This window comes from Microlunatus soli, from assembly GCF_900105385.1.
Lineage (GTDB): Bacteria > Actinomycetota > Actinomycetes > Propionibacteriales > Propionibacteriaceae > Microlunatus > Microlunatus soli.
The window spans coordinates 965,390-989,950 of record NZ_LT629772.1; the positions used below are offsets into that span (position 1 = coordinate 965,390).

At 67.8% G+C, this 24,561-nt stretch carries 24 protein-coding genes; 5 read left to right on the top strand and 19 right to left on the bottom strand.

What is annotated here, in order from left to right:
• Positions 1 to 2: 2 nt before the first annotated feature.
• Positions 3 to 1,112: a DUF4185 domain-containing protein gene (locus tag BLU38_RS04520; protein ID WP_231920173.1), complete on the bottom strand. Its 1,110-nt coding sequence runs from the start codon at positions 1,110 to 1,112 to the stop codon at positions 3 to 5.
• A 182-nt stretch (positions 1,113 to 1,294) separates the two neighbouring features.
• Here BLU38_RS04520 and BLU38_RS04525 point away from each other — a divergent pair, with 182 nt between their 5' ends.
• A complete protein-coding gene (locus BLU38_RS04525; protein ID WP_091520534.1) occupies positions 1,295 to 2,182 on the top strand; it encodes a phosphotransferase family protein in 888 nt (295 codons plus the stop codon).
• 539 nt (positions 2,183 to 2,721) lie between these two features.
• On the opposite strand, the gene BLU38_RS04530 is transcribed toward BLU38_RS04525, so the two are convergent.
• Both BLU38_RS04530 and BLU38_RS04535 read right to left on the bottom strand, forming a co-directional pair.
• Positions 2,722 to 4,224 (bottom strand): HNH endonuclease signature motif containing protein, encoded by a 1,503-nt coding sequence (locus tag BLU38_RS04530; RefSeq protein ID WP_091520538.1) that lies wholly within the window; start codon positions 4,222 to 4,224, stop codon positions 2,722 to 2,724.
• A gap of 416 nt (positions 4,225 to 4,640) precedes the next feature.
• Positions 4,641 to 5,117, bottom strand: a complete 477-nt coding sequence (locus BLU38_RS04535; RefSeq protein WP_091520542.1) for a PPOX class F420-dependent oxidoreductase — start codon at positions 5,115 to 5,117, stop codon at positions 4,641 to 4,643.
• An 83-nt stretch (positions 5,118 to 5,200) separates the two neighbouring features.
• On the opposite strand from BLU38_RS04535, the gene BLU38_RS31155 reads away from it, so the two are divergent.
• Positions 5,201 to 5,527 (top strand): ArsR/SmtB family transcription factor, encoded by a 327-nt coding sequence (locus BLU38_RS31155; protein WP_172836073.1) that lies wholly within the window; start codon positions 5,201 to 5,203, stop codon positions 5,525 to 5,527.
• Positions 5,528 to 5,529: 2 nt separating this feature from the next.
• Entirely contained in the window at positions 5,530 to 6,015 is a 486-nt protein-coding gene (locus BLU38_RS31160) for an SRPBCC family protein (RefSeq protein ID WP_172836074.1), read from the top strand.
• A gap of 108 nt (positions 6,016 to 6,123) precedes the next feature.
• Here the strand turns inward: BLU38_RS31160 and BLU38_RS04545 are convergent, their stop codons facing one another.
• From BLU38_RS04545 to BLU38_RS04555, 3 genes are read right to left on the bottom strand one after another with little or no spacing between them, the layout of a single operon-like run.
• Positions 6,124 to 6,957 (bottom strand): sugar phosphate isomerase/epimerase family protein, encoded by an 834-nt coding sequence (locus BLU38_RS04545; protein ID WP_091520545.1) that lies wholly within the window; start codon positions 6,955 to 6,957, stop codon positions 6,124 to 6,126.
• Entirely contained in the window at positions 6,954 to 8,138 is a 1,185-nt protein-coding gene (locus tag BLU38_RS04550) for a dihydrodipicolinate synthase family protein (protein WP_091520548.1), read from the bottom strand. The genes BLU38_RS04545 and BLU38_RS04550 overlap by 4 nt, the downstream gene beginning before the upstream one ends.
• Entirely contained in the window at positions 8,138 to 9,352 is a 1,215-nt protein-coding gene (locus BLU38_RS04555) for a Gfo/Idh/MocA family protein (RefSeq protein WP_172836075.1), read from the bottom strand. The genes BLU38_RS04550 and BLU38_RS04555 overlap by 1 nt, the downstream gene beginning before the upstream one ends.
• 218 nt (positions 9,353 to 9,570) lie before the next feature.
• Between BLU38_RS04555 and BLU38_RS04560 the strand changes: the two genes are divergently transcribed.
• Positions 9,571 to 10,683 carry a LacI family DNA-binding transcriptional regulator gene (locus BLU38_RS04560; RefSeq protein ID WP_231920174.1) on the top strand — a complete coding sequence of 371 codons (1,113 nt, stop codon included), beginning with the start codon at positions 9,571 to 9,573 and terminating at the stop codon, positions 10,681 to 10,683.
• 213 nt (positions 10,684 to 10,896) lie between these two features.
• Positions 10,897 to 11,988, top strand: coding sequence for an ankyrin repeat domain-containing protein (locus BLU38_RS04565; protein WP_091520550.1), 1,092 nt, complete (start codon positions 10,897 to 10,899; stop codon positions 11,986 to 11,988).
• A gap of 12 nt (positions 11,989 to 12,000) precedes the next feature.
• Here BLU38_RS04565 and BLU38_RS04570 read toward each other — a convergent pair whose 3' ends face one another.
• The 13 genes from BLU38_RS04570 to BLU38_RS04630 all read right to left on the bottom strand — a co-directional run bounded on the left by BLU38_RS04570 (position 12,001) and on the right by BLU38_RS04630 (position 24,561).
• A complete protein-coding gene (locus BLU38_RS04570; protein WP_091520553.1) occupies positions 12,001 to 12,414 on the bottom strand; it encodes a barstar family protein in 414 nt (137 codons plus the stop codon).
• Positions 12,411 to 12,803, bottom strand: coding sequence for a ribonuclease domain-containing protein (locus BLU38_RS04575; protein WP_091520557.1), 393 nt, complete (start codon positions 12,801 to 12,803; stop codon positions 12,411 to 12,413). The genes BLU38_RS04570 and BLU38_RS04575 overlap by 4 nt, the downstream gene beginning before the upstream one ends.
• Complete coding sequence (locus tag BLU38_RS04580; protein WP_157683208.1) at positions 12,803 to 13,501, bottom strand: thiamine phosphate synthase; 699 nt, start codon at positions 13,499 to 13,501, stop codon at positions 12,803 to 12,805. Before BLU38_RS04580 ends, BLU38_RS04575 begins: the two co-directional genes overlap by 1 nt.
• 131 nt (positions 13,502 to 13,632) lie before the next feature.
• Positions 13,633 to 14,247: an NADPH-dependent FMN reductase gene (locus tag BLU38_RS04585; RefSeq protein WP_091520564.1), complete on the bottom strand. Its 615-nt coding sequence runs from the start codon at positions 14,245 to 14,247 to the stop codon at positions 13,633 to 13,635.
• Positions 14,244 to 14,801 (bottom strand): flavin reductase family protein, encoded by a 558-nt coding sequence (locus BLU38_RS04590; RefSeq protein ID WP_091520567.1) that lies wholly within the window; start codon positions 14,799 to 14,801, stop codon positions 14,244 to 14,246. The genes BLU38_RS04585 and BLU38_RS04590 overlap by 4 nt, the downstream gene beginning before the upstream one ends.
• The gene (locus BLU38_RS04595) at positions 14,798 to 15,874 is read right to left on the bottom strand and encodes an LLM class flavin-dependent oxidoreductase (RefSeq protein ID WP_091520571.1); all 1,077 of its coding nucleotides are present in this window, start codon (positions 15,872 to 15,874) and stop codon (positions 14,798 to 14,800) included. Before BLU38_RS04595 ends, BLU38_RS04590 begins: the two co-directional genes overlap by 4 nt.
• Positions 15,871 to 16,761, bottom strand: a complete 891-nt coding sequence (locus tag BLU38_RS04600; protein WP_091520574.1) for a DUF1684 domain-containing protein — start codon at positions 16,759 to 16,761, stop codon at positions 15,871 to 15,873. Before BLU38_RS04600 ends, BLU38_RS04595 begins: the two co-directional genes overlap by 4 nt.
• On the bottom strand, positions 16,758 to 17,972 hold the full coding sequence (locus BLU38_RS04605; protein WP_091520578.1) for an LLM class flavin-dependent oxidoreductase: 1,215 nt from the start codon (positions 17,970 to 17,972) through the stop codon (positions 16,758 to 16,760). The genes BLU38_RS04600 and BLU38_RS04605 overlap by 4 nt, the downstream gene beginning before the upstream one ends.
• A complete protein-coding gene (locus BLU38_RS04610) occupies positions 17,969 to 19,669 on the bottom strand; it encodes a dipeptide ABC transporter ATP-binding protein (RefSeq protein ID WP_091520581.1) in 1,701 nt (566 codons plus the stop codon). Before BLU38_RS04610 ends, BLU38_RS04605 begins: the two co-directional genes overlap by 4 nt.
• Positions 19,666 to 20,559 (bottom strand): ABC transporter permease, encoded by an 894-nt coding sequence (locus BLU38_RS04615; RefSeq protein ID WP_091520584.1) that lies wholly within the window; start codon positions 20,557 to 20,559, stop codon positions 19,666 to 19,668. The genes BLU38_RS04610 and BLU38_RS04615 overlap by 4 nt, the downstream gene beginning before the upstream one ends.
• Complete coding sequence (locus tag BLU38_RS04620) at positions 20,556 to 21,560, bottom strand: ABC transporter permease (RefSeq protein WP_091520587.1); 1,005 nt, start codon at positions 21,558 to 21,560, stop codon at positions 20,556 to 20,558. The genes BLU38_RS04615 and BLU38_RS04620 overlap by 4 nt, the downstream gene beginning before the upstream one ends.
• 2 nt (positions 21,561 to 21,562) lie before the next feature.
• Positions 21,563 to 23,161 (bottom strand): ABC transporter substrate-binding protein, encoded by a 1,599-nt coding sequence (locus BLU38_RS04625; RefSeq protein ID WP_091520590.1) that lies wholly within the window; start codon positions 23,159 to 23,161, stop codon positions 21,563 to 21,565.
• The gene (locus tag BLU38_RS04630; protein ID WP_091520592.1) at positions 23,158 to 24,561 is read right to left on the bottom strand and encodes an NtaA/DmoA family FMN-dependent monooxygenase; all 1,404 of its coding nucleotides are present in this window, start codon (positions 24,559 to 24,561) and stop codon (positions 23,158 to 23,160) included. The genes BLU38_RS04625 and BLU38_RS04630 overlap by 4 nt, the downstream gene beginning before the upstream one ends.

Below are 24,561 nucleotides of genomic sequence, written 5' to 3' on the forward strand. Positions count from 1 at the left end.
GGTCAGAGTCGCCGCCCCAGCCCTCGGAAGCGGTACTGCATCACCCGGTAGATGCTGTTGTCGCCGGTGTTCCATTGGCTCACGGTCAGATGCAGATCGTCCAACGATGAGCCGGGAATCACGTAGCTGCCGTAGAGCTGCGCGACGTGGTTGATGTCCTCGTTGTCCCAGCTGGTGCCGTGCAGCAGCGTAATGCTCTCGGTTGTGCGCAGGTCCTGAGTGGGATGATCGAGCACCATCGCGTCGATCCGGTAGTCGGCGGAGTTGAACCAGGTGAAGACCCAGCGATCTCCCAGCTGGCGCAGCGACATCTCACCGATGATGCCGTCGGTCACCGGGTCCGGTCCGGCTCCCCACTGCCAGCTGTCGCCGGCCTTCCCCCACGGCTCGTAGGCGTCGGGGTCGGTGATCTTGTCGGGGCGCACCCGATGCAGGATCATCGGGCTCTCCCGAAGGAATTCGGCGGAATAGACATAGATCCAGCCGTCGGATCCCAAGGCCCAGGTGAAGAGCTGCCACATCTTGTCGTAGGCAGCGCCCGGGAATCGGGCTCCGGAGTCGGTCCAGGTCGCGCCGTTGTCGGTCGAGGTCCAGATGCCGCTCCAGATCACGTTGCCGAAGCCCTGGTTGACCACACCCTGCAAATACATCGTGTCGCCGATGGTGATCAGGTCCGACGGGATGATCGTGGAGATCTCGTCACCGTGCTCGTACGGGATCAGCTGGCTGGCCTGCTCGCCGCCGACCGCACCGGAGAACGTCACCCCGCTCGACAGACCGCGGGTCCGCGACCACAACGCGGTCGGCGACTTCCAGTTGTCGCCCCAATTGGGACCGAAGCTGTCGCCGAAGACGTACAGGGTCCGGCCGTCCGGGCAGCGCACCGGGATGCCGAGGTCGACGTAGCCGATGCCGTACTTGCCGGTGATGTCGGGACCGGTCAGGTCCGCGACCTTGCTGATCCTGATGCCGTCGGCGACGACGGAATCGGTCGCCGCCGCGCTCGGCATGGTGCCGGCAACCAATCCGGCACCGACCACACCGGCTGCTCCGCCGAGGAACATCCGACGAGACAAACCGACCGAGCTGCTGATCTGAGAACCTGACCCCACGACGTTCATCGTCGTCCCCCACTTCGTTGTGTGTGTGTGGCTGAGACAGTAGCGATGAAACCGATTTCGAACAATCCCCTGCCGGCAGCTTTCCGGCCCTGTCGGCAACTTTCGCACAAAGCCGGTTTCCGGAACGGCTATCCGGTTGACGCCACCCCGGCCGGCTGCCGCAGAGTGTGGTCATGATCGACATCGCGACCCGACTGCTGCGTCGGCGCCATGCACTCGACGGTCCCGCCGTTGTGCACGAGACCTGGGGGTCGTCGATCGTGGTCGAGATCGGCGAGCTGTTGATCAAGGCGAGTGGTGATCGCAGCACGACGGCCGAAGCACTGGTCGCCGGTCGCGCCAGGGCTGCCGGTGTGCCGGCGCCCGACGTGATCGACAGCGGCGTCGACGCCCGACTGCCGGGCGGACGCTGGATGATCATGAAGAGGATGCCTGGTACATCCTGGGACGCCGGCTCCGCCGACGACGATCAGATCACCTCGGTGATCGATCAGGTCGGCAATCTGTTGATCAAGTTGCGGGCGGTCAGGTTGCCGGGATGGGGCTGGATCGATGACACCGGCCACGGCACCTCGGACTCATGGTCGCAATGGCTGCGCCGACAGGTCACCGACAGTGCGACCACTCTGGTAGATCGGCTGCCGCCGGACTTCGTCCGTGACGCCTACGAGGCGATCGACCGAGCGGCACCGGAGCTCGCCGCTGGCAGCCTGCTCAACGGCGATCTGGGACTGAGCCATGTCCTGGTGGACAGTAGCGGCCGCACTGTTACCGGTCTCCTCGACTGGGCAGCGGCAATCATCGGCGATCCGTTGTACGACGTCGCCACCTTCTCGATGGGCGGCCCGGCGGGCGATCCGATCCAGCAGGTCCCGCAGCCACGGCTGATCGCGGAGTACGCAGCACGAACCGGCAATCCGGTGGATGATCGCCGGGTCGATCTGTATCGGATGATCAATCATCTCTTCAATGCGTGTTGGAGCGTTGACAACGATGTCCTGTCCTGGACCGACGATCTGTGCCGCACAGTCGTCGCCCTGCTCACCAAGATCAACTCCTGAACGCGAGGACGTTCGCACCGAAGGTGGTTCGACGTGTCCAGTGGGTATCCAGCAAGGGAGAGGAACACCGGGTGTCGCGACCGATCGCCCAGGACCATCTCCACAGCACCGCAAAGATCCTCAGGACATCCTTCTTGATCAGACCAAGTCACCTATGCCGTGGTTTCGGAGAGTCCACGCGGACGCACGACGACTTCGGCCCCGGGACGTACGCGGTCTCGAAGGTGCGGTCGACGAGAAGGGCGCGGTTTCGGCGCGGCCACGCACAGGCCCGACAGAACAGGCTGTGCGCAGCACCTGCGATGCCTCGTATTCGGAAACGACAGCGTGTGCCCAGCAGCGGGCGATCACGACGCGCCGAACCGGCCTCGCCCTCCGGCAGCACGACCGACACCAAGTCCTGGTAGCTGTCCTCGGTCGGCCTCCACGGTGGCCCATCACGTCGGAAGCGATTGATGAGCTGCAACGCGCTACTGGATCCGGTCGACTCCGATGATGTAGCCATCCGCGCGAGACAAAGGCCGACCGGCCGCGGCGAATCAGCGGCGTAGTCGCATCGATCGTTCGGTGAAGCGGGCGTGTTGTCGGGGCCGCTGCCGCGGATCGATCCGCACCGGTGGGATCACCTCCGGCAACCCGTGTCGATCCAGCCGGATGGTCCACCGACTCCCCGGTCGTGCGGCGGGGTCGGGTTCGACCAGTTGATGATGGTGAGCACACAACAACACGCCGTTGGACAGGCAGGTCTCACCATCGTCCCACCACGGCCTCAGATGATGACCCTCGCACCGGATCGGTGGCACATCACAGCCGGGGAAGGCGCAGCCGCCGTCTCGCAGGGTCAGTGCCTGCCGCAGGGCGCCGGTGAACAACCGCACCCTGCGTCCGAGATCCAGTACGGTCGACGGGCCACCGAAGACGGCGGGCAGGAGGTCCGCACCACACGCGAGTCGTCGGGCTTCGCCGGGGGTCACGGTTTCGTCGGAGCCGAGGATCACTCCTCCGGATCGAAGTCCGGCCAGGAGCTGGTCGTAGTCGATCGCGATCACCACCCGGGGTCGGTCACCATGGACCGTTGGGGCGAGTTGGCGTTGGGACAGGTCGTCGATCATCGCGGTCAGGCTGTCGGCCCGACGCTGCGCCAACGTCGGCACCTCGGCCTGCGGATCGATCCGATGATCCACCCCCTTGGCGCGGGCGTGTTTCTCATAGGCGTCGAGTTGACCGATGAACGCCTCCCCGGCCACCGCGGGCAACCGGCCATGAAAGTCGACCGACCCGTGCCTGCCGTGGCGCCAGGTCAGATACCGGTCCCGTTGAGCGCGGCGCTCCTCGGCCTCCAGTTGGGCGCCGAGCCGTTCCTCCACCGTGTCGGGTTCGAGCTCCTCGACCAGACGATTCGCCAATCGACGTAACGCATCGGCAGGGAACTCGGCGGCGCGGATGATCAACTCGACCTGCAATCCTTCGACCTCGACCGGGTCGGCAGTGACCGGGAGTTCCTTCAAACTGGTGCAGATCGCCGTGGCTTGTTCCACCGTCACATCCGCCGAACCGACCGCGGCAGCGATCAGCCGGAACCGCTCCAACTGTTCGGCCAACCGGACCATCGCCCGGCCCTGCCGGGGACGGAGCCGGTCGGTATCGGTGACCCGGTCAGCGACGGTCCAGCCCTGCTGCTCCTCACAGACCCGGCGACGCTGGGTTTCGGCAATGGTCCGCAATTGCTCACCCCGAAGCCGGTCGGCGAAACCACCCAACTGATCCAGCCGTTCCAACAACTCGGCATCGGACAACTGCCACACCTCTGCAGCCATCAACCGCTCGACCGCCTGCCGGAGCCCTACCAGCGGAGGCGGCACCGTATGCAGATCCTCACCCGGATCGTCGGGCAACTCATCGTCCCACCGCGACGGAGGTTCCCAGCACGGATGATCATCAGCGGGCCCGTTCCGCGGATCGTCATAGAACCAGTCCGGGACCGTCAACAGCTCCGGCGCAGCATCACCCGCAGCACCGGTCGTGAGCGTCCCGTTCCTCATGTCCAACACACTAGAACGACGCACTGACAGTTTCCCCGGCACGACAGTTGCCCGACACCCCGCGTGCCCGACACCCCGCGTGCCCGACACCCCGCGTGCCCGGCACGACGCTAGCCCGCCAACACGACCGGCGACGGACCGGTCGTCGCGGCCGTGCAGGCAGCGGTCCGCAGGCTGGTGGCCATCCCTCCCGTTCGGCGGGTTCGAGCAGCTACGAGGTCGTGTACCCGGCGTGATCGGTCCGAGGTACTCGGGAGGTCGTGCACTCCCGGCGTGGCCGGCCCAGTCACTCGGGAATGTGCCGACCGGATCCGGCCGGCGTATGGCGCTGACCGCGGACCGTGCAGCTCCGACAAGGAACGCCCGCCCCTTATGGACAACCCGCCCCTTATGGACAAGGAGACGTACGCTGGCGATCAGTCGCCGAGACGCTCCGCGACGTCGGCGGGGAAACCGCCGGTGGCGATCGGCCCCCACCGGGTCGGGGTGATCCTGATCAAGGACTTGTCCTGGACCCGCATCGCCTCGCGGTACTCGTCCCAGTCGGGATGTTCCCCGGAGATGCAGCGGAAGTAGTCGACCAACCCGTCGGCGGCATCGGGCATGTGCAACACCTCCGCGTCCCCGTCGACCTGGACCCAGGCGCCGCCGAAGTCGTCGGACAGCACCAGCACCGACACCTGCGGACGCCGCTCGGCGTTGCGGGTCTTGGCCCGGCCGGGATAGCTCGAGATCACGATCCGGCCCTCCTGATCGACGCCACCGGTGACCGGTGAGATCTGCGGGCGGCCGTCGGCTCGGGTGGTGGCCAGCAGGAGGTGATGCCGCGGGCGGACGAAGTCGAGCAGTTCGGTCAGGTCGACCGTGGTGTTGGTGGCAATTGATCGGGCCATGGCTCCGACCTTACTGGGCAGCGATCTGCCCCCGGCAGTGACCGCCCTTGCCGATTCTTGTAATAAGCAGTACCTTATGATTCGTGACGACTTATCCAACCGACGCGTGGGCAGCACTCGGCGACCCACGCCGCCGGGAGATCGTCGAGCGACTGGCAGACAGGCCACAGACGGTGGCCGAGCTCACCGGCGAACTGCCGATCAGCCAGCCGGCGATCTCCCAACACCTGAAGGTGTTGCGGGACAGCGAATTGGTGAGCTTCCGCCCCGACGGCGCACGCCGGGTCTACCAGCTCAGACCGGACGGCATAGCCGCGCTCCGTGCCGACCTCGATCGGTTCTGGAGCAGCGCACTGGCCAACTTCAAACAGCTCGCAGACGCCGAAGCAGCATCACCGAAGGAGAAATGATCATGAGCAGCACATCCACCGACAGCACCGTCCGCCAACAGGTCACCGTCGCACTGCCGGTCGACCGAGCGTTCGCCCTGTTCACCGAACAGTTCGACAAGATCAAACCGCGCGAGCACAACATGTTGTCCGTGCCGATCGTCGAGTCGGTTTTCGAGCAGAAGGAAGGCGGCTCGGTCTACGACCGTGGCGAGGACGGTTCGATCTGCCGCTGGGCGCGCGTGCTCACCTACGAACCGCCGACCCGGTTCGTGATCAGCTGGGACATCACCCCGCGCTGGCAGATCGAGACCGACCCGGCTCGCTGCAGCGAGGTCGAGGTCCGCTTCGTCGCCGACGGCGAGGACAACACTCGAGTCGAGCTGGAACACCGCCACCTCGATCGACACGGGGACGGCTGGGAGTCCGAGCGGGACGGCATCGAGGGCCCGAACGGCTGGCCGATCTACCTGCAGCGGTTCACCGATCTGGCCGGCGCAGCTGAATGACGCAGCCCCCAGCCCGGGCGGCCGAGCTCGGGCCGGGACGAGGACGAACCATAATCGACTTCGCACCGGACGCCGCACCCACTCGGTCGCCGGGTCGGCAGATCGTGATCAGAGCAACGGTTCGATCAGTCGGTGATAGCGGTCGGCGACCTCGGTCGCGACCTCGGCGTACGGGCGGGCCCAGACATCGGCGTGGAAGATCTCGGTCTCGATGTCACCCTCGTACCCGGCGGCGAGCACCGCACGGGTGATCGGCTCGAAGTCGATGTGGCCGTCGCCCGGGATCCCCCGCGCCAGCAGGTTGTCGGCCGGCAGCGGGGTGATCCAGTCACAGATCTGATAACTGGCGATCCGGTCCTTACCGGCCCGCGCGATCTGTTCCAGGACCTGGGGATCCCACCACACGTGATAGGTGTCGACCACCACTGCCGCCACCTCAGGGGCGAACTGCTCGGCGATATCGAGCGCCTGCCCCAGGGTGTTGATCACCGCACGATCCGCGGCATACATCGGATGCAGCGGCTCGATCGCCAGCCGGACACCGAGCGAGCGCGCGTCCTCGGCCAGCGCTCCGATCGCGTCCCGGACCCGTTCGCGGGCGCCGATCAGATCGCGATCACCGACCGGCAGACCGCCGGCCACCAGCACCAGGGTGTCGGTGCCGAGTCGGTGCGCTTCCTCCAGCGCACGCCGATTGTCCTCCAGGGCCGCGTCGCGTTCGGGTCCGGGCAGCGTGGTGAAGAAGCCACCACGGCACAGGCTCGACACCCGCAGCCCCGATTGCTGAACCAGCTCGACGGCCTTGTCCAGACCGACCTCGGCGACCGGCTCACGCCACAGACCGATGGTCTCATAACCCGTGTCGACCGCGACCTGCAGCGCCTCGGCCAGGGAGGCGTACTTGATCGTCGCCTGGTTGAGGGAGAACCGGCCGTGGGTCATCGCTGGACCTCGATTCCGTTCACCGACAGCAATCCGTGCCATCGCGCGGCAGCAAGATCAGGATCGCTCAGGGCGTTGGCCTCGGCTGCGAGCCGGACGATCTCGGACAGGTGCGGCAGGCTGCGTGCGCTGTGCAGGCCACCGATCATCGCCGGGCTCGGCTGATGGCCGTTCAGCCAGGACAGGAACGCCACACCGGTCTTGTAGTAGAAGGTCGGCGCGGCGAAGATCTGCCGGGACAGCGCCTCGGTCGGACCGAGGATGGCTCGGTAGCGTTCATGATCATCATCGTCCAACGCGGCGAACGCGGCCGCCGCATTCGGGCCGACGGCTGCGAAGGCACCGAGCAGCGCATCGGAATGCCGCACGCCGTCGCCCTCGATCAGCCCGACGTAGTTGAAGTCGTCTCCGGTGAACAGCCGGACACCGTCGGGAAGCTCGGCCCGCAAGGCGATCTCGGCGTCGGCGTCCAGCAGGCTCATCTTGATGCCGCGCACCTTGTCCGGATGATTGCCGATGATCTCCAGGACCGTCTTGCTCGCCTCGGCGACGTCAGCGCTGCCGAAGTAGCCCGCGAGTTGCGGATCGAATGCCTCTCCCAGCCAGTGCAGGATCACCGGACGTTCGACGTCGGCCAGCAACCGGCCGTAGACATCGACGTAGTCCGCCGACGACCGGGCCGCACGCGCAAGATGCCGACTGGCCATCAGCACCACCCCGGCGCCCTGCTGCTGGCTGAACTCCAGCTGCTCGGCGTAACCGGCGATCACCTGATCACGATCGATGTCCGCGGCCTCGATGTGGTCGGTGTTCACGCCGACGACCACCGCGTCGGCAAGATCATCGAAGCCGGACTCGGTCCGCGCCTCGGCCGCGCTGCGGGCGATCAGTTCGCGGGTCGCGGCGGCGTCCAGACCCATGTTGCGTTGAGCGGTGTCCATCGCGTCGGCAACACCGAGCCCCCAGGACCACAGGTGCCGGCGGAAACCCAGCGTGGCATCCCAGTCGATCTCGGCAGGGCGGCCGGGGGTGTTGTCGGCGTAGGCGTTCGGCACCACATGCGCGGCAGCAAAGGCGATCCGACTGCCGAATCGCGCGGTCGGTCGGGTCAGCGGCTCGACCGCCGGAGCAGCGTAGGAGATCAGGCCGCCATGATCATCGACCAGGGTGAAGTCGGTCATCAGACGGCCGCCACCGCGGGCTTCGAGGACGCGGCGGCGCCGTTCTGCGTCGCCGGCTGATCATGATCGGCATCGGCCGGCACCTCGATCCGGGATCCGGTCGTCGAACTCTGCAGGGCCAGTTCGGCGAGCCGGACCCCGCGCGCGCCGGATCGGAAATCGTACCGATGCGGCCCGTCCTCGACGACGTGTCGGATGAAGTCCTCCCATTGGGCGCGGAACCCGTTGCCGAACTCGGTCGTCTCCGGCACCTGCTGCCAGTCGGACAGGTAATCATGATCATCTTTGACGTCCGGATTCCAGGTCGGCCGCGGTGTCGCGACTCGCGGCTGCACCTCGGCACCGAACAGCCCGACCACGGCACTGCCGTGGGTGCCGTCGACCTGGAACTCGAGCAGTTCCTTGCGGTGCACCCGGACATCCCAGCTGGAGTTCATCTGGGCGATGATGCCGCCGTCCAACTCGAGCACGGCGTAGGCGGCGTCATCGGCGGTGGCGGCGTACGGCTTGCCCTGTTCGTCGACCCGCTGCTCGATGTGGGTGATCGCCCGGGCGTAGACCGACTGCACCGAACCGAACAGGTTCTCCAAGACGTAGTTCCAGTGCGGGAACATGTCGGAGACGATGCCGCCACCGTCCTCGGCGCGGTAGTTCCAGCTCGGACGCTGAGCCGGCACCCAGTCCCCCTCGAAGACCCAGTAACCGAACTCACCGCGGACGGCGAAGATCCGACCGAAGAACCCGGAGTCGATCAGGCTGCGCAGCTTGCGCAGACCGGGCAGATACAGCTTGTCGTGGACCACACCGTTCTTGACCCCGGCCCGTTCGGCGAGGGTGATCAACTCCTGGCACTCCGCCGATGTCTCGGCGATCGGCTTCTCGGCGTAGATGTGTTTGCCGGCCGCGATCGCCTTCTTGACCGCCGGCACCCGGGCACTGGTCAACTGGCTGTCGAAGTAGATGTCGATCGACGGGTCGGCCAGCGCCGCGTCGAGGTCGGTCGTCCACTCCGCCAGGTCGTGCTTGACCGCGATGTCGTTGAGCTTCTCGGCGTTCCGGCCGACCAGAACCGGGCGGATCTGGACCCGGCGGCCGCCGGCCAGCTCGACCCCGCCGTCCTCGCGGATCGCCAGCAGCGAACGGAGCAGATGCTGCCGGTAGCCCATCCGCCCGGTGACGCCGTTGACGATGATGCCGACTTCGTTGTGTGACACGTTGACCGTCTTTCTGGTTGACCGAGCTGGATGACCGAGCAGGAGTTGCGAACGATCTGGAAAGCGCTTCCCAGCGTACTGGTCCCCGATTGTGCCGTCAATCGGGTTCATCGGGCCGCCGATCACACCCGTACGGGGAGTCGCCCGGCGATCATTTCCCACCCGATTCGGAGCGCAGGTGCTGGCGCGAACGGAAAGCGTGAGTCTAGGGTGAACCCGTGGACGATACCGACAGTGTTGCGGAGCCCGATGACAGCCGGCGACCGGTGGGTCACGACGGGCCCCCGGTCGGAGAGCCCACCGGACGACCGTTGCGCAGCGCGACCCTGAGCGACGTCGCTCGTGAGGCCGGCGTCTCGCTGGCCACCGCGTCCCGCTCGTTGAACGGCAGCAATCGGACCGTCCGGGAGGAGTATCGGCAGCGGGTCCTGGCGGCCGCCCGCCGGCTCAACTACTCGGCCAACCACTCCGCCCAGGCGGTCGCCCGAGGCAGCAGTCAGACCGTCGCCCTGGTCGTCTCCGACATCGCCGACCCGTACTTCTCCAGCATCGCTTCCGGGGTGATGCGATCGGCCGAGGACGAGGGCCTGGTGGTGACGATGTCGATCACCGAACGCCGCCCCGAACGCGAGGCGGAGTTGGTCCGGGCACTGCGCGGAATGCGACCCCGCTCGCTGATCCTGGTCGGCAGTCGCCGCTCCGACCCACGGCTGACCGACGAACTGCAGGCCGAGTTGAGTGCCTACGAACAGGCCGGTGGCCGCGTCACCGTGATCGCCCAGCCGACCATGCCGTTCCGTACGGTCGCGGTCCGCAACACCGAAGCCGCCGCCGAACTGGCCGAGCAACTGATCGGACTCGGCTACCGGTCGATGGCGGTGCTCGGCGGACCCGAACACCTGCTGACCGCCCGGGACCGGGTGACCGGTTTCGTCCGGCGTTGTGCCGAGCGGGGCATCGAGATCCCCGATCGCAAGATCGTGCACGGCGAATTCACCCGTGACGGCGGCTTCGTCGCCGCAGCCGAGCTGCATCGCCGGGAGCTGGCCGACACCGAACTGGTGTTCGCGGTCAACGACGTGATGGCGGTCGGCGCGATGGCCTACTTCCGCACTGCCGGCCTGCACCTCGGCCGCGAGATCGCCATCGCCGGATTCGACGACATCGAGACTCTCCGCGACGTCTCCCCCGCCCTCACGACGGTGGCATTGCCGCTGCAACGGATCGGCCAGCTCGCGGTGTCGTTGGCCTTGTCCGACAACCCCGCCGACCTGGTCGTCCCGGTCGACGGTTCGGTGATCATCCGGGAGAGCACGCCGCGTCGCGGCTGACCGGACCGTTCAGCTGAGCCGCACCGACCGGCCCGCACCCGCAGCACGGTGTGGCAGATCTCGGGTGCGGGATGCTAGTTTCCTGATGAGCGCATCAGGGCGCCACCGGTTCGCGGGCAGGGCTCAGCCCACCTGATTCAAGCTGGAGACAGGCGTCATGTTCCTGACTTCCATCCCACGCAGCGAACAGGGATCCGGAGACAGGAGCTTGTGATGTCCACGCGCAGCAACCCACCGACCCGTCGGCTGCCCGACGATCCCAGCCTCGAACACCTGAAGAACGAGGCCCGCAGTCTGCAACGGTCCCTGCGGTCCGGCGACGAACAGTTGATCAAGGAAGTGTCGGAGCAGCTGGCGGACCAGCAGATCGACTTCAGCCAGATCTCCTTGTCCAGCACGCAATGGCTGCTGGCACGCTGCTATGGATTCGCCAGCTGGCCACGGTTACGCCGGCAGCTGGACGTCATCGCCACCTACACCCGACGTCCCGAACCTGCCGCGGAGACCGAACCCGAGAGCAGCGACCACCGGGCAGTCGTCGACCACCTGTTGGCGCTCAGCGTGCTGAACTACACCCGCGACCGCGGCAACACCTTCGATCGTCCGCGGCGGCTGCTGCAACGCCGACCGGAACTGGCGACCGCCGACGCCTTCACGATGGCGGCCACCGGACGCAGCGACGAGCTGGATCGGCTGCTGGCTGACGACCCCGCGGCAGCCTCCCGGTCCGGCGGCCCCTATGACTGGCCGCCGCTGCTCTACTGCTGCTCCTCGCGGGTGTCGGAGCCGGAGCCGGCCGTTGCGGTCGTCCGGTCGCTGCTCGCTGCCGGAGCAGATCCGAACACCGGCTACCTGTGGTTCGGCCTCACCTCCGCCTTCACCGCGCTGACCTGCGCGATCGGCGGCGGCGAGCAGGGCCAGCCGCCGCACCCCGCTGCGATCCCGATCGCCCGGCTGCTGCTCGACGCCGGCGCCGACCCCAACGACAACCAGGCCTTGTACAACAGGATGTTCACACCGGCCGATGATCATCTGGAGCTGCTCTTCGACTACGGTCTGGGCACCGATCTGCCGAGCCCGTGGCGGGATCGGCTCGGTGACAGCTACCCGACCCCGGTTCAGATGCTGGGAGAGCAGCTGCGCTGGGCCGCCGGTCACGGGTTCATCCACCGGGTCCGGCTGCTGCTCGCCCACGGTGTGTCGTCCGACAATCGTGGCTACCACCCCAACTTCGGCAACCGGACCGCCGCCGACCTGGCCGCTGAGGCCGGCCATCACGAGATCGTCGAACTGCTCACCGGCTAGCCGTGTGGGGACTCAGAAGTGCAGGCCGTGGTCGGCCGCTTCGCCGACCCCACCGATGTCCAGGATCACGGCGAACGGCGGTTCCATGGCCGTCCGTTCGGCCAGCACCTTCCGCACGCGGGCGGCATAGTCGCGGTCCTCGACCGCGAACGGCAGCCAGTCGATGATCACCGCGGTCATCGCCGGAACGTCACGCAACGAGTCCCACAGCGCATCCAGGTTGTGGCCGGAATAGTCGGGAAACCCGAGCCGGTGCGCGAACTGGCGGTAGAAGCCGATCCGCTCGTCGAAGCCGTCGACCTGCCGCACCGTCCAGCCGGCAGTCGTCAGCCGGTCGGCGACCTTGAGGCTGAAGGAATCCGGCAGATCGTAGAGTCCGCCGGTGATCGGCTCGACGAGAAGAGGGCTGATGTCGTCGCTGCTCATCGGCGGATCCTGGAGAAGCTGTCGTAGTGATCATCGGTGTAATAGAAGATCGTGTCCTGGTCGCCGGTCACGATCCGGCGGGCCCCACGATCGTCCTCCCCCGGCGTCGGCACGGTGTATTCGCGATAGAAGCCGTTCGCCTCGTCCGGCAGGATGCCCTCCCGGTTACCGAAGGTCGCGCCGTCCTTGTCGTACGGGAACGGTCCGCCATCGTCGATCAGTTGCAGGGTGTCCCGTGCCTCGGCCGGGAGTTGATCTTGACTGATATAGGGCAGCCCGGAGGCCGAATCGACCTCGCTGTCACTGTCGGTCGCGGTAGCGCTGCAGCCGGCCAGCAGCGCGATCAGCATGATCATCACGGCCGCCAGCCGGCCGACCCCGCGGCGCATCACGCCTGCTCCGCGAGTGCCGAGAACGTCAACCGGGTCAACTCCTCGTCACCGGCCCACACCTCACGCAACCGGCCGGACAGTTGCCGCGCGACCTCCCGCGGATCGGCCGCCTCGGTCAGCGTCGTGGTCACCGTGATCCGGCGAACGCCCGCCTCGATCGCCTGATTCAGCCGATCGAGATCGAACTCTCCGACCGCATACCAGGGCTTGGAAGTCAGCTCCCCGACCGGTGCTGCGGCAGCGGCAGCCGCCGCCAGCTCCAGGTCGGAGCTCGCGTCCACCAGCACGAAGTCGATCGCCGATTCGGCCAGCAGACGGTCGAGCTCGGCCCGGTCCCGTGCCGTCGCGCCGAGTCGGGTGAACCGTCCGAGCCGCGTCTTGAAGTCGACCAGTGCCTGATGGTCCGCCGGCTCGGCGAGCTCGACCGCGTCGGCCCCGAAATCACCGGCCAGCTCGGCCGAATCGCTGACCACCACCAGATGGCGGTGCCGCGCAGCGACGTCCCACGCCGTCCGCAGGGCCGCCAACTCCACGTCATGGGCGAGCCCGGACTCCCTGATCTGGACCAGATCGACCCCGCCGGTCACGGCGGCTTCCAGGAACGTATCCAGGTCACCCTGGGCCGAGCGGGTATCGGTCACGAGCATCAGTCGGGCCAGCTTCACCTGGGCTCCGACGCCGATCAGGACATTCACACCCCGAACCTTACTGATCGGATCGTTCGGATGCATCGTGACTGTCGGCGATCACCAGGTCGGGCGCATCGTCGGACCACTCGCCTTGTGGATAGGGCTCTTCGGGTTCGACCGTCTCGCCGGCCACCGGGTCAGCCTCCTGCGACACCCAGCGCCTCTCGCCGGCCGGGGTCGGATCCCGTCGCCCCGGCGAGCTGCCGGGCCAGCACGTCTCCGTACCGACCGGCCCAATCCGCGGCCACCGTCGCCAGCTCGGGCAGTTGACCTTCGGTGATGGTGAACGCCGGGGTCGGCAGCACCGCCCCGAGCTCGGTCAGCAACGGCCGCAGGTACAACTCCCCCACGAACGTGTGCGCCGGGCCGCCGGCGACCACCACCGGGATCGCAACCACCGAGGACAGCTCCCCGGCCTGGTAATGATCAAGGAACGCCTTCAGCAGACCCGTGTAGGACGCCTTGTAGACCGGTGTCGCGACCACCAGCAGCGACGCCGTACGGATTGTTTGCAGCGCATCCAGCAGAGCGGCCGGACGGGCGTCGGGTGCGACGAACAGATCGGCGCCGAACGCACTGACCTCGATGTCGGCGACCGATACCGCCGGATCGCCGTGGTCGGCTCCGATCGAGCCCGCGACGGCCTCGCCGACTGCGCGGCCGACCCGCAGTGTACGGGATCCGGGTCGGGGGTTGCCGGAGACGACCACGACCGGGGGTGCTCCGGCGGTCGCAGGCTGTGGGGTGGTCATCGATGCTCTCCGTTCTCTCTCGGCGCGGCCGGCACGAGAGTGTGGTGGGCGCGGTCGTGGTAGACCAGCGGCGGTTCGGTGGAGCGGACCTCGGTCCGCAGCACGTCGACGATGATCAAGAAGCTGGGCCCGACCGGGATCCGACGATTGACCGTGCCGCGTAGCCAGCTGTGTCCGCCGTCCAGCACCGGCTCGCCGGACTCCAGGACGGACCAGCCGCCGGCCGCGAACCGGTCCACGTCGGTGGCCGCGAACCGGGACGACGCCTCGGCCTGTTCGGCGGTCAAGAAGTTGATCACCAACGACTCGCTACGGGCGACCGCCGGCCAGGATCGTGAACTCGCGGCCAGCGAGAAGGCGACGGTCGGGGGTGTGGCGGCCACCGAGATCACCGAGGTCGCAGTGAATCCGACCGGGGTGCCGGCAGCGTTGATCAAGGTGATGACGGCGACCCCGGCCGGATGGCGCCGGAAGATCTGTCTGAAGTCGTCGGCGGTCACCTCGGCGAGTCGGTCGGCATCGGGTGACCGCTGCGGATCGGGGTGCGCGCTCATGCCGGTGTCCCCTCCTTGACATCATGATCATCGTCGACGGGCGGCCGGCCGGCCGGGCCTTCCCACAGCCGGTCGGGGATCTTCCTGGCCTCCGGCAACACCTCGGTCGCGAAGGCCTCCAGCCCGCGCAGCCGGACCGGGTCGGTCAGGTCGACGTCACCGACATGCTGCACCTCGTGGCCGAGTGCCTGCTGATAGCGGTGCAGCTTGTCCAGCACCTGCTCCGGGCTCCCGACGTAGTAGGAACCGCCGGCGATCGCCTCGTCCAGGTCGGCGAACGGCAACTGTTGCTTGAAGGTCGAAGCCCGGTCGAGGAAAGCTCGGAAGTAGGGCTCGTACTCGCGGTGCGCCTGCTGCGATGTCGGCGCCACATGAAACGCTGCTGCCCCGGCACCGACCAGCGCATCGGCGGGATCGCGACCGTGGTCGGCCCATCGCTTGCGGTAGTCGTCGACGAGATCACGGTACTGCTCCAGCTTGCCGGTCACGTTGGCCGAGAACAGTGGGTCACCGGCCCGGGCCGCCAGATCGGTGGACTGGGTGCTGGTTGCCGAGCCGTGCCAGATCCGCGGCGCCGGCTGCAGCCAGTCCGGCCGTGGACTGAAGTCGGTCAGCGGCGGCCGGTAGCGACCGGACCAGGTGATCGACTTCTCGGTGATCAACCGGTGCAGCAAATCGTACTTCTCGGCGTTGCGATCCCACTGGTCCTCGGCGTCGTAGCCGAACACCTTGCCCTGCAACGGTGTGTTGCCCTTGCCGATGATGATCTCCACCCGTCCGTCGGACAGGTTGTCCAGGGTGGCGTAGTCCTCGGCCACCCGGACCGGGTCCAGCACCGACAACACCGTGACACCGGTGAACAGGCGCAGCCGGGTGGTCCGGGCGGCGATGCTGGCCAAGATCACCGGTGGCGAGGAGATTTCGGTGTCCGGGGTGTGATGCTCGCCGACGCCGAACCCGTCCAGGCCGGCCTCCTCGGCCCAGACCGCGGCAGCGACGACGTTGTCCAGCTTCTCCTTCGACGACAGCCGCGGTTCGGGGTTGAAGCCGAGCGTGAGTCCGATGAACTTCATGCGGCATCGGCCCCGATCCCCGGTTCCTCGGCGACGGGGGTCAGCGCCGGTTCGAGATCGACCCGGTACGGCGCCTGCTCGCCGGCGGTCACCGCCAGCTCGATCCGATTGTCCTCCGGCGGCTGCGGGCAGGTGCCGAAGTCGTTGAACGCATACGGCAGATTGACCGCCCGGTTGAAGTCCAGCAGCACGTCGGCCGGCCCGCCCGCGGTCGGGTCGCCGAGCTCGATCGGCAGGATCCGCCACGGTGCGGTCTCGGCACCACTGGTGACGTCGGAGAACAGGATGCTGGTGCCGTGATCGCCGAAGACGACCAGCCGATGCTCGGCTCCGTCCCGCTCGAACCACACCTCACCGATCGCCTCGCGATGGTGCTCCAGGCCCGTCTGGGCGCCCGGAACGGTGATCGACCGAGGGGTGACGTACTCGGTGAAACTCGCCCGCACCACCCAGGCCGGATCGAACGGGTACGCCGGTACGCCGCGGAACTCCTGCCGGGCGACCGCTGCCGGGTCGTAGATCCGGAGTGCGTAGCTGCCGGTGCGCTTGATCAACTCGATCCGCTTGGCGCCCTCGCCGAGCGGTCCGAACTCGGCGAACAGCGCAGCGCCGGCCTCCGGCACCGCCAGCCGGACGGTGCCGATGATCAACTCCTCGGTCACCGGCCGACGCAGACTGTCGCCCTCGTCGGCGATCAGGGCCGCCCGGCCGCCGTCCACATACCAGCGCCCCGGTAGGTCGGTGATCCGCTGCGGCGACTCGGTCAACCAGTGCAGCCCCGACTGGGCCAACACCGAGTAGGGCTCGCTGAGCTTGCCGAACCGCTCGGCCCGCAGTTCGTGCCAGGCTCGCTCGGCATCGACGATGGTGCGGTCGGTGATGGTCATCTCGGGTCTCCTTCTGGTGCGGTGGGTGTGGGGGAACTCTTCGTCCAGTGCTCGGCGAGCAGCCGATAGGACTGCACCCGGTCGGCGTGCCGGTGGGTGATGGTGGTGATGATCAACTCGTCGGCCCCGGTCGCCTCGGCGAGTTGCTCCAGCCGAGCGGTCACGGTCTCGGCCGATCCGACGAACTGGGTCAGCGTCCGGTCGGCGACCAGTGCCCGATCGGCGTCGGACCATTCCAGCCGGTCGGCCTCCTCCGGCGACGGGAACCTGATCGCTCCCTGGCCGGATCTGATGCTGCGCACCCAGGGTGCGTATCCGGCGGCCAGCCGGCGTGCCGACTCGTCGTCCTCGGCGACCACCACGTCGGCCGAGATCGCCACATAGGGTTCGGCGAGGCGTTCGGAGGGTTTGAACGCCGACCGGTAGGCGTCAACCGCCTCCAGGACCCGTTCGGGGGCGACGTGGTAGTTGGCGGCGAACGGCAGCCCGCGGGTGCCGGCCAGGTGTGCGCTCTCGCCCCCGCTGCTGCCCAGCACCCACACCTCGAAGCCTGCCCCCTCGCCGGGAACGGCGTGCAACGCGACACCGTCGTCGTCGGCATACTCGCCGGCGACCAGACTCAGCAGATCACCGACCTGGTCGGTGTATTCCTGACCGACCTCGAGGCTGCCCAGCAGCTTGGCCTGAGCGATGAAGCGCGGCGACCGTCCGATCCTGCCGAGCAGGCCCTTCGGCCCTTTGGGAAGCAGGAGACCGTTCTCCGCGGTCGGCACCGGCTCATGATCATCGGTGTTCAGCTGGTCATCGGCCGGCGCCTGATCATCGGTCTTCGGGGGCGGCCCCGGTGCGCGATGCGCCGAACGACCGAGCCCGAGATCGATCCGCCCCGGATACAGCGCGTCGATCAGGCCGAACTGTTCGACGATGCCCAGCGCGGAGTAGTTGCCGGCCAGCACCGCACCCGACCCGACCCGGATGCTCGACGTGTTGGCCGCGATCAGCGCAATCGCCACCGCGGGCGCCGAACCGGCCACCCCGGGGTTGAGGTGATGCTCGGCGATCCAGAAACGCCGATAGCCGAACTCCTCGGTCCGGCGGGCAAGATCAACCGCGTTGCCGACCGCCTCGCCGACGTGTTGTCCGCTGGTCACCGGGATCAGGTCCAGCACCGACAGCGGCACCCGCCGGTCGGGGTTCACGTCCTTGGTCATGATCGTCCTTCCATCGCGGGCTGCCGACCGGGAATCGCGTCCAGCAGATCCCGGGTGTAGTCACTGTCCGGTTGTTCGAAGATGGCGTCGGTTGGACCGGACTCGATCAGTCGGCCGGCCCGCATCACGCCGACCCGATGGGCGATCTGCCGGATCACCGCCAGGTCGTGGGAGATGAACAGGTAGCTCAGCCCCAGGTCGTCCTGCAGCGACACCAGCAACTCCAGGATCTTGGCCTGGACCGAGACGTCGAGCGCCGACACCGGCTCGTCCAAGATCACCAGCTCCGGCTGCAACGCCAGCGCACGGGCGATCGCCACCCGCTGCCGCATCCCGCCGGACAGCTCCGCCGGGCGTCGCCGGAGCACCGAGGACGGCAGCGCGACCCGGTCGACCAGCTCGGTGACCCGGCGCCGCCGTGCGACCGGGTCGGGCCGGTGCCGGTCTGCGTCCCGGAATGCCGACAACGGCTCGGCGATGATCGCCTCGATCGTCAACCGAGGATCCAACGAGGCGTACGGATTCTGGTAGACCACCTGGAATCGGCGGCGGAGCCGACGTAACGCCTCGCCGTCGGTCCGGGTGACATCGGCTCCGTCCAAGATCACCGATCCGCTGTCCGGATCGATCAAGCGGGCGGCCAGCCGCGCCGTCGTCGACTTCCCCGAACCGGATTCGCCGACCAGCCCGTAGGTCTCGGCGCGGCCGATCGTGAAGCCGACATCGTCGACCGCTCGGAACGGTGCGTGGACACCGGGCAACTGGTACTCCTTGACGAGCCCCTCGACGGCCAACAACGGTTGCGCCGGATCGGGGGCGGTCGGCGGTTGAACGGGGCGTTCGGTGATCAGCGGCACGGAGCTGAGACTCGGCGCGGCGGCCAGCAGGGCCTGGGTGTAGGGATGTTCGGCCCGATGCAGGATGTCGTCCGCGCTGCCCTGCTCGACGACCCGGCCGGACTTCATCACCACGATCCGGTCCGCACGTTCCGCGGCCACGCCGAGATCATGGGTGATCAGCAGGACGCCGGTGCCGGATCCCAGCGTGAGCTCGGTGATCCGGTCCAGGATGCGCCGCTGGACGGTGACATCGAGAGCGCTGGTCGGCTCGTCGGCGATCAGCAGTTCCGGTCCGGCGATCATGGCCTGTGCGATCAGCGCTCGTTGTCGCATCCCGCCGGACAATTGATGGGGATACTGGCCGGCGCGGACCGTCGGCTGATCGAGCCCGGCTTCCGCCAGGGCGTCGATCGCGCGGTGGCGTGCCTCCCGCTTGGTGGCGATCTTGTGCACCAGCAGGACTTCGGCGACCTGATCACCGATCCGCTTCACCGGATTCAGCGCCACCATCGGATCCTGCGGGACGAAGCCGATCAGCCGACCACGTACCGAGCGACGGCGCCGTTCGGAGAGTCCGAGCAGGTCGTGAGCTCTGCCGCCTGCGGTCAGCACCGCCCGACCGGCATCGATCGCGGCGGTACGCGGCAGTAGTCCGATCAGGGCGTGCGCGGTGGTCGACTTGCCCGAACCGGACTCCCCTACCACTGCGACGATCTCGCCCCGTCCGATCGTCAGACCCACGTCCCGGACGGCCAGGGTCCGTTGTCTGCCGCCGAATCCGCCGGCGGTGCGGTAGCCGACCGTCAGCTGGTCCACGGTCAGCAACTCGGTTGTCCGGTCCCGTGTCTGTCGAGTCATCGGTTTCCCCGTTCGAGCTCGCGGGCGATCCGGTTGGCGGCGAGGACGGTCAGCACGACGACCAGCCCGGGCATCGTGGTCAGCCACCAGCCGGTGTCCAGGAAGTCCCTCCCGGCCGCGACCAGCGAGCCCCACTCCGGGGTCGGCGGCTTGGCGCCGTAGCCGAGGAAGGACAATGCGGAGACCGCCAGCATCGCGGTGCCGAAGTCGAGCGCCGCCAGGACCAGCACCGGCGGCAGCGCATTGGGCAGGACGTGCCGCAGCAGCACCCGATAGCGCCGGACGCCGAGCGAGCTCGCCGCCTCGACGTAGTCGCTGACCTTGATCTTGATCACTTCCGAACGCATCACCCGTGAGCAACTGGCGACGCTGGCGAAACCGACCGCGATCGCAACGTTGATCGTCCCGAAGCCGAGCACGATGATCAGCGCCAGCGACAACAACAGACCGGGGATCGCCATGATCACGTCGACCAGTCGCATCGCGATCACGTCCACCCAGCCGCCGATCGCTCCGGCCACCAGGCCGACCAGGCTGCCCAGGCAGACCCCGACCGCGACGGCGATCACCGCCGACAGCAGGGACAGTCCCGACCCGTGCACGACGCGGCTGAACAGGTCCCGGCCGATCTGGTCGGTCCCGAACCAGTGCTGCGCCGACGGCGGCTGCAGCAACGCCCGCTGATCGGCTGCGTACGGGTCGTGGCCGGTGAAGACGGCCGGCACGACGGCAGCCAGCAGGGCCACCAGCAGCCACAGCACCGACAACACCAGGCCCGGGCGCGCGGCCCGGAGCAGCCGACGAGCCGGACCGAGGCTGCTGACGGGTGTCCGATCAAGATCATCGACATCGACCGGCTCGGAACGCCGATCGACCAGAACAGCGGTCATCGGGTCTCACCCGCCGGCAGCGGTGTCCTCTCGACGGCAGCTCGACGAGGCCGGGCGCCGGATCGGGTGGACCGACCGACGCGCGGGTCGAGCAGCGGATAGATCAGGTCGACCAGCAGCGTGCAGAGCACCACCACGGCCGCGCCGAACACCACGATCCCGAGCACCAGCGGGATGTCCTGGGTGCTGACCGCCGTTGCGGTCAGTTGCCCCAGACCGGTGCGGGAGAAGACGGTCTCGGTGACCACCGCCCCGCCGAGGAAGTTGCCGACCAGGACTCCGGTGATCGTCAACGTCGGCAGTGCCGCATTGCGTGCCGCGTGCCGCAGATGCACCCGGGCCCGGCCCGCGCCCTTGGCCACAGCGGTGTCGATGTAGGCCTGGTCCTCCTGCGCCCGCAGGCCGCGACCGAACACCTGGGCGATCACGGCCGTGCCGAGGATCGACAGCGTCACCGAGGGCAGGATCAGACTGGCGAACCCGTCGTTGCCGAAGGCCGGCAGCAGTCCCAGTCGGAACGAGAAGAGTTGCAGCAACAGCAGTGCGGCCCAGAAGCTGGGCACGCTGACGCCGAGTGGTGGCAGCGCGAGCATCGCCTGCCGCAGCCAGCCGACCCGGACGGCGGTCGCCAGCAGCGCCCAGCCACCGCCGACGATGATCGACAGCGCGATCCCGAGGCCGGCGATCTGGGCGGTCGCCGGAACAGCGGCCGCGATCGCGGCCGAGACCGATCCGGTCCGCGGCGACGTTCCCAGGTCACCGGTCAGCAGCGCACCCAGGTGCTGCAGATACTGGACGACGACCGGTTGATCGAATCCGTAGCGGGCCCGGAGCTCGGCAATCTGCTCCGGTGATGCGGTGCTGTTGGCCGGATCGCCGCCGGAGGCGATCAGCGCCGCCGGATCACCGGGCAGCGCGTACAAGATCACGAACGCGACCGTGTACGCCGCCCACAACACGATCACCGCCTGCAGCAGCCGGCCCAGCAGATAGCGGATCATCCCTACCCCTCCGTTGCTTTCGCGTCGTGGAACTGCAGCCGGGAGTAGGAGTCGAAGCGGATCCCGGTGGCGTGCTGACCGAGGCCGAGCACGGTGGTCAACTCGAACACCGGGATGCCGTAGGCCTGCTGCACGATGATCTTCTGCGCCTGCGCCGCGTAGCCGGAGCGCCTGCGCTGATCGATCGTCTCCTGCTGCGCCGTGAGGCTCTTGATCAACTTCGGATCGGTGATCCCGTAGGCCGCGTTGCCGTTCTGCCAGTACACGTTGCGCAGGATGTCGGGGTCGGGTCGGGTGCTGTTGCCCCAGGACAGGTCGAAGTCGCCGGTCTTCAGTTTCGCCTGCAGCTCCCCGATCGGTGTGGAGTTCAGATCGAGTTCGATGCCGACCGCCTTGGCCTGTTGCTGGATCAGTTCCAGAGCTGCTTGGTTGGGGTTGAAGTTGGTCGACCAGTAGCTCTTCAGCTGCAGCCGCTTCCCGGCCTTGGTCCGGATCCCGTCGGGTCCGACCTTCCAGCCGGCACGATCCAGCAGCTTCCTGCCGGCGGCCTGATCAACGGTCAGCTCGGACGACAGATCGGTCCAGCCCGGAGTCGTCCTGGCCAACGTGCTGGTCGCCGGGTGGTAGCTCGGGCTCAGGACGGCCTTGACCACGGCCTGTCGATCGATCGCCTTGCTCAGCGCCTGTCGGACTGCGGTATCCCGGCCGATCGCGCTCTTCTCGTTGGCCACCAGGGAGAACACCTGCCCCGGGTTCGGCCGGGACTGCAGGGTGAACCCGGACGATTTCAGCCCGGCTTCGTCCTGCGGCGGCACGCCGCCGATGGCGTCGACCTGGCCAGACTTCAACGCCCCGGTCCGCACCCCCGACTCCGGGATCACCTTGAAGATCAACTTTGCACTGAGGGCGGCACCCTTGTTGTCCCACAGCGAGGAGCCCCAGCGGTAGTCGTTCCGCCGGTTCTCCACCACCTCGGTGTTCTTGGTGTAATGGTCGAGCGTGTACGGCCCGGTGCCGACCAGGTGGCCAGCGCAGCGGTCCGCCGGTGGTGTCTTCAGCGACGACGGCGCCAGCATGCCGAGGAAGTGGCTCGCGGTGGCCTGCAGGAACTGGGCGTTCGGTTCACTGAACTCGACTCGCGCCACCCGGTCGCTGACCACCACGGTGCGCTGGTAGCCCGCAAGGAACTGCAGCGACTGCGGCTGCTCGGCGCCGTTGCGGACGATCTCGTCGAAGTTCTGCTTCACCGACGTCGCGTCGAAGGCCGTGCCGTCGGAGAAGGTGACCCCGTCACGCAGCGTGAAGGTGAACCGGGTGGCTGCGGAGTTCACGGCGTACTTGGTGGCGAGCCAACCGACGATCCTGCCGGTCTCCGGATCCTGATCGGTCAGCGAGTCGACCAGCTGTCGTGCCGGGTAGGCGCCGTCGTTGTTGCCGGCGACCCGTGGATTGATGCAGCTGGGATCGGAGGCCAGGGCGAAGCTGAAGTCGCTCTTCGTGGTCGGCTCGTCACCCGGTGCTGCTCCATTGCCGCCGCAGCCGACGACCAGCAGTGCCGCCACTGCGGTGCCGATCACGCCGCCGATCCGTTTGGTGATCATGATGCCGCCCGGTGCGACAACGGATCGGCGATCGGCTGCCGGCCGGCTTCCGGCAGGCCGAGATTCTCCCGCAGCGTGCCGCCCTCGTAGTCGGTGCGGTAAGCACCGAGATCCTGCAGTTCGGGGACGACGGTGTCGACGAAGCCGTCCAGCCCGGACGGAGTCAGGTGCGGCACCAGGATGAAGCCGTCGGCCTGTTCGTCGGCCACCGCATCGGCGAGCTGTCGGGCGACCTGGCGGGGTGTACCGACGAAGGTCCGCGACGCCTGCACCTCGATCATCAGCTCGCGGATGCTGAGCCCCTTCTCCCGGGCCAGCGTCCGGTAGCGGTCGGCAAGACCATCCTCGTCGTTGCGCCGCGACTGTCCCGCCACCACCGACGGGCCGCCGCGGTCGGGATCGACCGTGGGCAGCGGGCCGTCGGGATCGAGGTCGGACAGATCCCGGTTCCAGACCTGACCGAGCAGGTTGAGTGCGGTCTGTGGCGTGATCTGCGCCCGACGGATCCGATAGTCGTTGTGCTGTGCCTCCTCCTCGGTGTCGCCGAGGGCGAAGCTGACCCCGGGGAAGATCTTCAGCTCCTCGGGCTGCCGGCCGAAGCTCGCCGCGCGCTGTTTGAAGTCGGCATAGGAGGTCCGGCGTCGTTCGGCCGTGTCGAACCAGCGTCCGAAGATGGCGTCCGCAGTTCGGGCCCCGAAGTCGCGGCCGTCGGCGGAGTCACCGGCCTGAAAGATCACCGGATGTCCCTGCACCGGACGGGGTGTGTCGAACACCCCGCTGATGTCGAACTGCTCACTGTGGTGGCTGAACGGGCTGATCGCCCCGGGCCGGGTGAAATGATCAAGGTCGGCGACCACGGCATCGGCCTGCCAGCTGTCCCACAGCTCACGGGCGGTGCCGACGGAGTCCGCGGCCCGGACGTATCGGTCGGTGCGCGCCAGGTAGCCGCCGCGGCGGAAGTTCTCACCGGTGAAGGCGTCGGAGGAGGTCACGACGTTCCAGCCGGCACGGCCGTCGGACAGCAGGTCCAACGAGGCGAACTGCCGAGCCAACTCGTACGGCTCGTTGAAGGTGGCGTTGATCGTCCCGACCAGCCCGAGGTGCTCGGTCACCGCCGCCAGCGCCGCCAGCACCGGCAACGTGTCGGGCCGGCCGACGACATCAAGATCATGGATCTTGCCGTGCCGTTCGCGCAGCCGGAGGCCTTCGGCCAGGAAGAAGAAGTCGAACCTGCCCCGTTCCGCGCTCTGGGCGAGTTCGCGGAACGACCCGAACGCGATGTGACTGCCGGCCTGCGGGTCGGACCAGACGGTGTTGTGGTTGACGCCGGGAAAGTGTGCACCGAGCCGGACCTGCTTGGTCGGCCGCCCGGCTTGTCGATGGTCCTGCGATTGACTCAT

What these genes read in the sequence shown, in the direction of transcription:
- BLU38_RS04525 (WP_091520534.1), top strand. Translation starts at nt 1,295, where the DNA reads ATGATCGACATCGCGACCCGACTGCTGCGTCGGCGCCATGCACTCGAC.
- BLU38_RS04530 (WP_091520538.1), bottom strand. Translation starts at nt 4,224, where the DNA reads ATGAGGAACGGGACGCTCACGACCGGTGCTGCGGGTGATGCTGCGCCG.
- BLU38_RS04535 (WP_091520542.1), bottom strand. Translation starts at nt 5,117, where the DNA reads ATGGCCCGATCAATTGCCACCAACACCACGGTCGACCTGACCGAACTG.
- BLU38_RS31160 (WP_172836074.1), top strand. Translation starts at nt 5,530, where the DNA reads ATGAGCAGCACATCCACCGACAGCACCGTCCGCCAACAGGTCACCGTC.
- BLU38_RS04545 (WP_091520545.1), bottom strand. Translation starts at nt 6,957, where the DNA reads ATGACCCACGGCCGGTTCTCCCTCAACCAGGCGACGATCAAGTACGCC.
- BLU38_RS04550 (WP_091520548.1), bottom strand. Translation starts at nt 8,138, where the DNA reads ATGACCGACTTCACCCTGGTCGATGATCATGGCGGCCTGATCTCCTAC.
- BLU38_RS04565 (WP_091520550.1), top strand. Translation starts at nt 10,897, where the DNA reads ATGTCCACGCGCAGCAACCCACCGACCCGTCGGCTGCCCGACGATCCC.
- BLU38_RS04570 (WP_091520553.1), bottom strand. Translation starts at nt 12,414, where the DNA reads ATGAGCAGCGACGACATCAGCCCTCTTCTCGTCGAGCCGATCACCGGC.
- BLU38_RS04575 (WP_091520557.1), bottom strand. Translation starts at nt 12,803, where the DNA reads ATGCGCCGCGGGGTCGGCCGGCTGGCGGCCGTGATGATCATGCTGATC.
- BLU38_RS04585 (WP_091520564.1), bottom strand. Translation starts at nt 14,247, where the DNA reads ATGACCACCCCACAGCCTGCGACCGCCGGAGCACCCCCGGTCGTGGTC.
- BLU38_RS04590 (WP_091520567.1), bottom strand. Translation starts at nt 14,801, where the DNA reads ATGAGCGCGCACCCCGATCCGCAGCGGTCACCCGATGCCGACCGACTC.
- BLU38_RS04595 (WP_091520571.1), bottom strand. Translation starts at nt 15,874, where the DNA reads ATGAAGTTCATCGGACTCACGCTCGGCTTCAACCCCGAACCGCGGCTG.
- BLU38_RS04600 (WP_091520574.1), bottom strand. Translation starts at nt 16,761, where the DNA reads ATGACCATCACCGACCGCACCATCGTCGATGCCGAGCGAGCCTGGCAC.
- BLU38_RS04605 (WP_091520578.1), bottom strand. Translation starts at nt 17,972, where the DNA reads ATGACCAAGGACGTGAACCCCGACCGGCGGGTGCCGCTGTCGGTGCTG.
- BLU38_RS04610 (WP_091520581.1), bottom strand. Translation starts at nt 19,669, where the DNA reads ATGACTCGACAGACACGGGACCGGACAACCGAGTTGCTGACCGTGGAC.
- BLU38_RS04615 (WP_091520584.1), bottom strand. Translation starts at nt 20,559, where the DNA reads ATGACCGCTGTTCTGGTCGATCGGCGTTCCGAGCCGGTCGATGTCGAT.
- BLU38_RS04620 (WP_091520587.1), bottom strand. Translation starts at nt 21,560, where the DNA reads ATGATCCGCTATCTGCTGGGCCGGCTGCTGCAGGCGGTGATCGTGTTG.
- BLU38_RS04625 (WP_091520590.1), bottom strand. Translation starts at nt 23,161, where the DNA reads ATGATCACCAAACGGATCGGCGGCGTGATCGGCACCGCAGTGGCGGCA.
- BLU38_RS04630 (WP_091520592.1), bottom strand. Translation starts at nt 24,561, where the DNA reads ATGAGTCAATCGCAGGACCATCGACAAGCCGGGCGGCCGACCAAGCAG.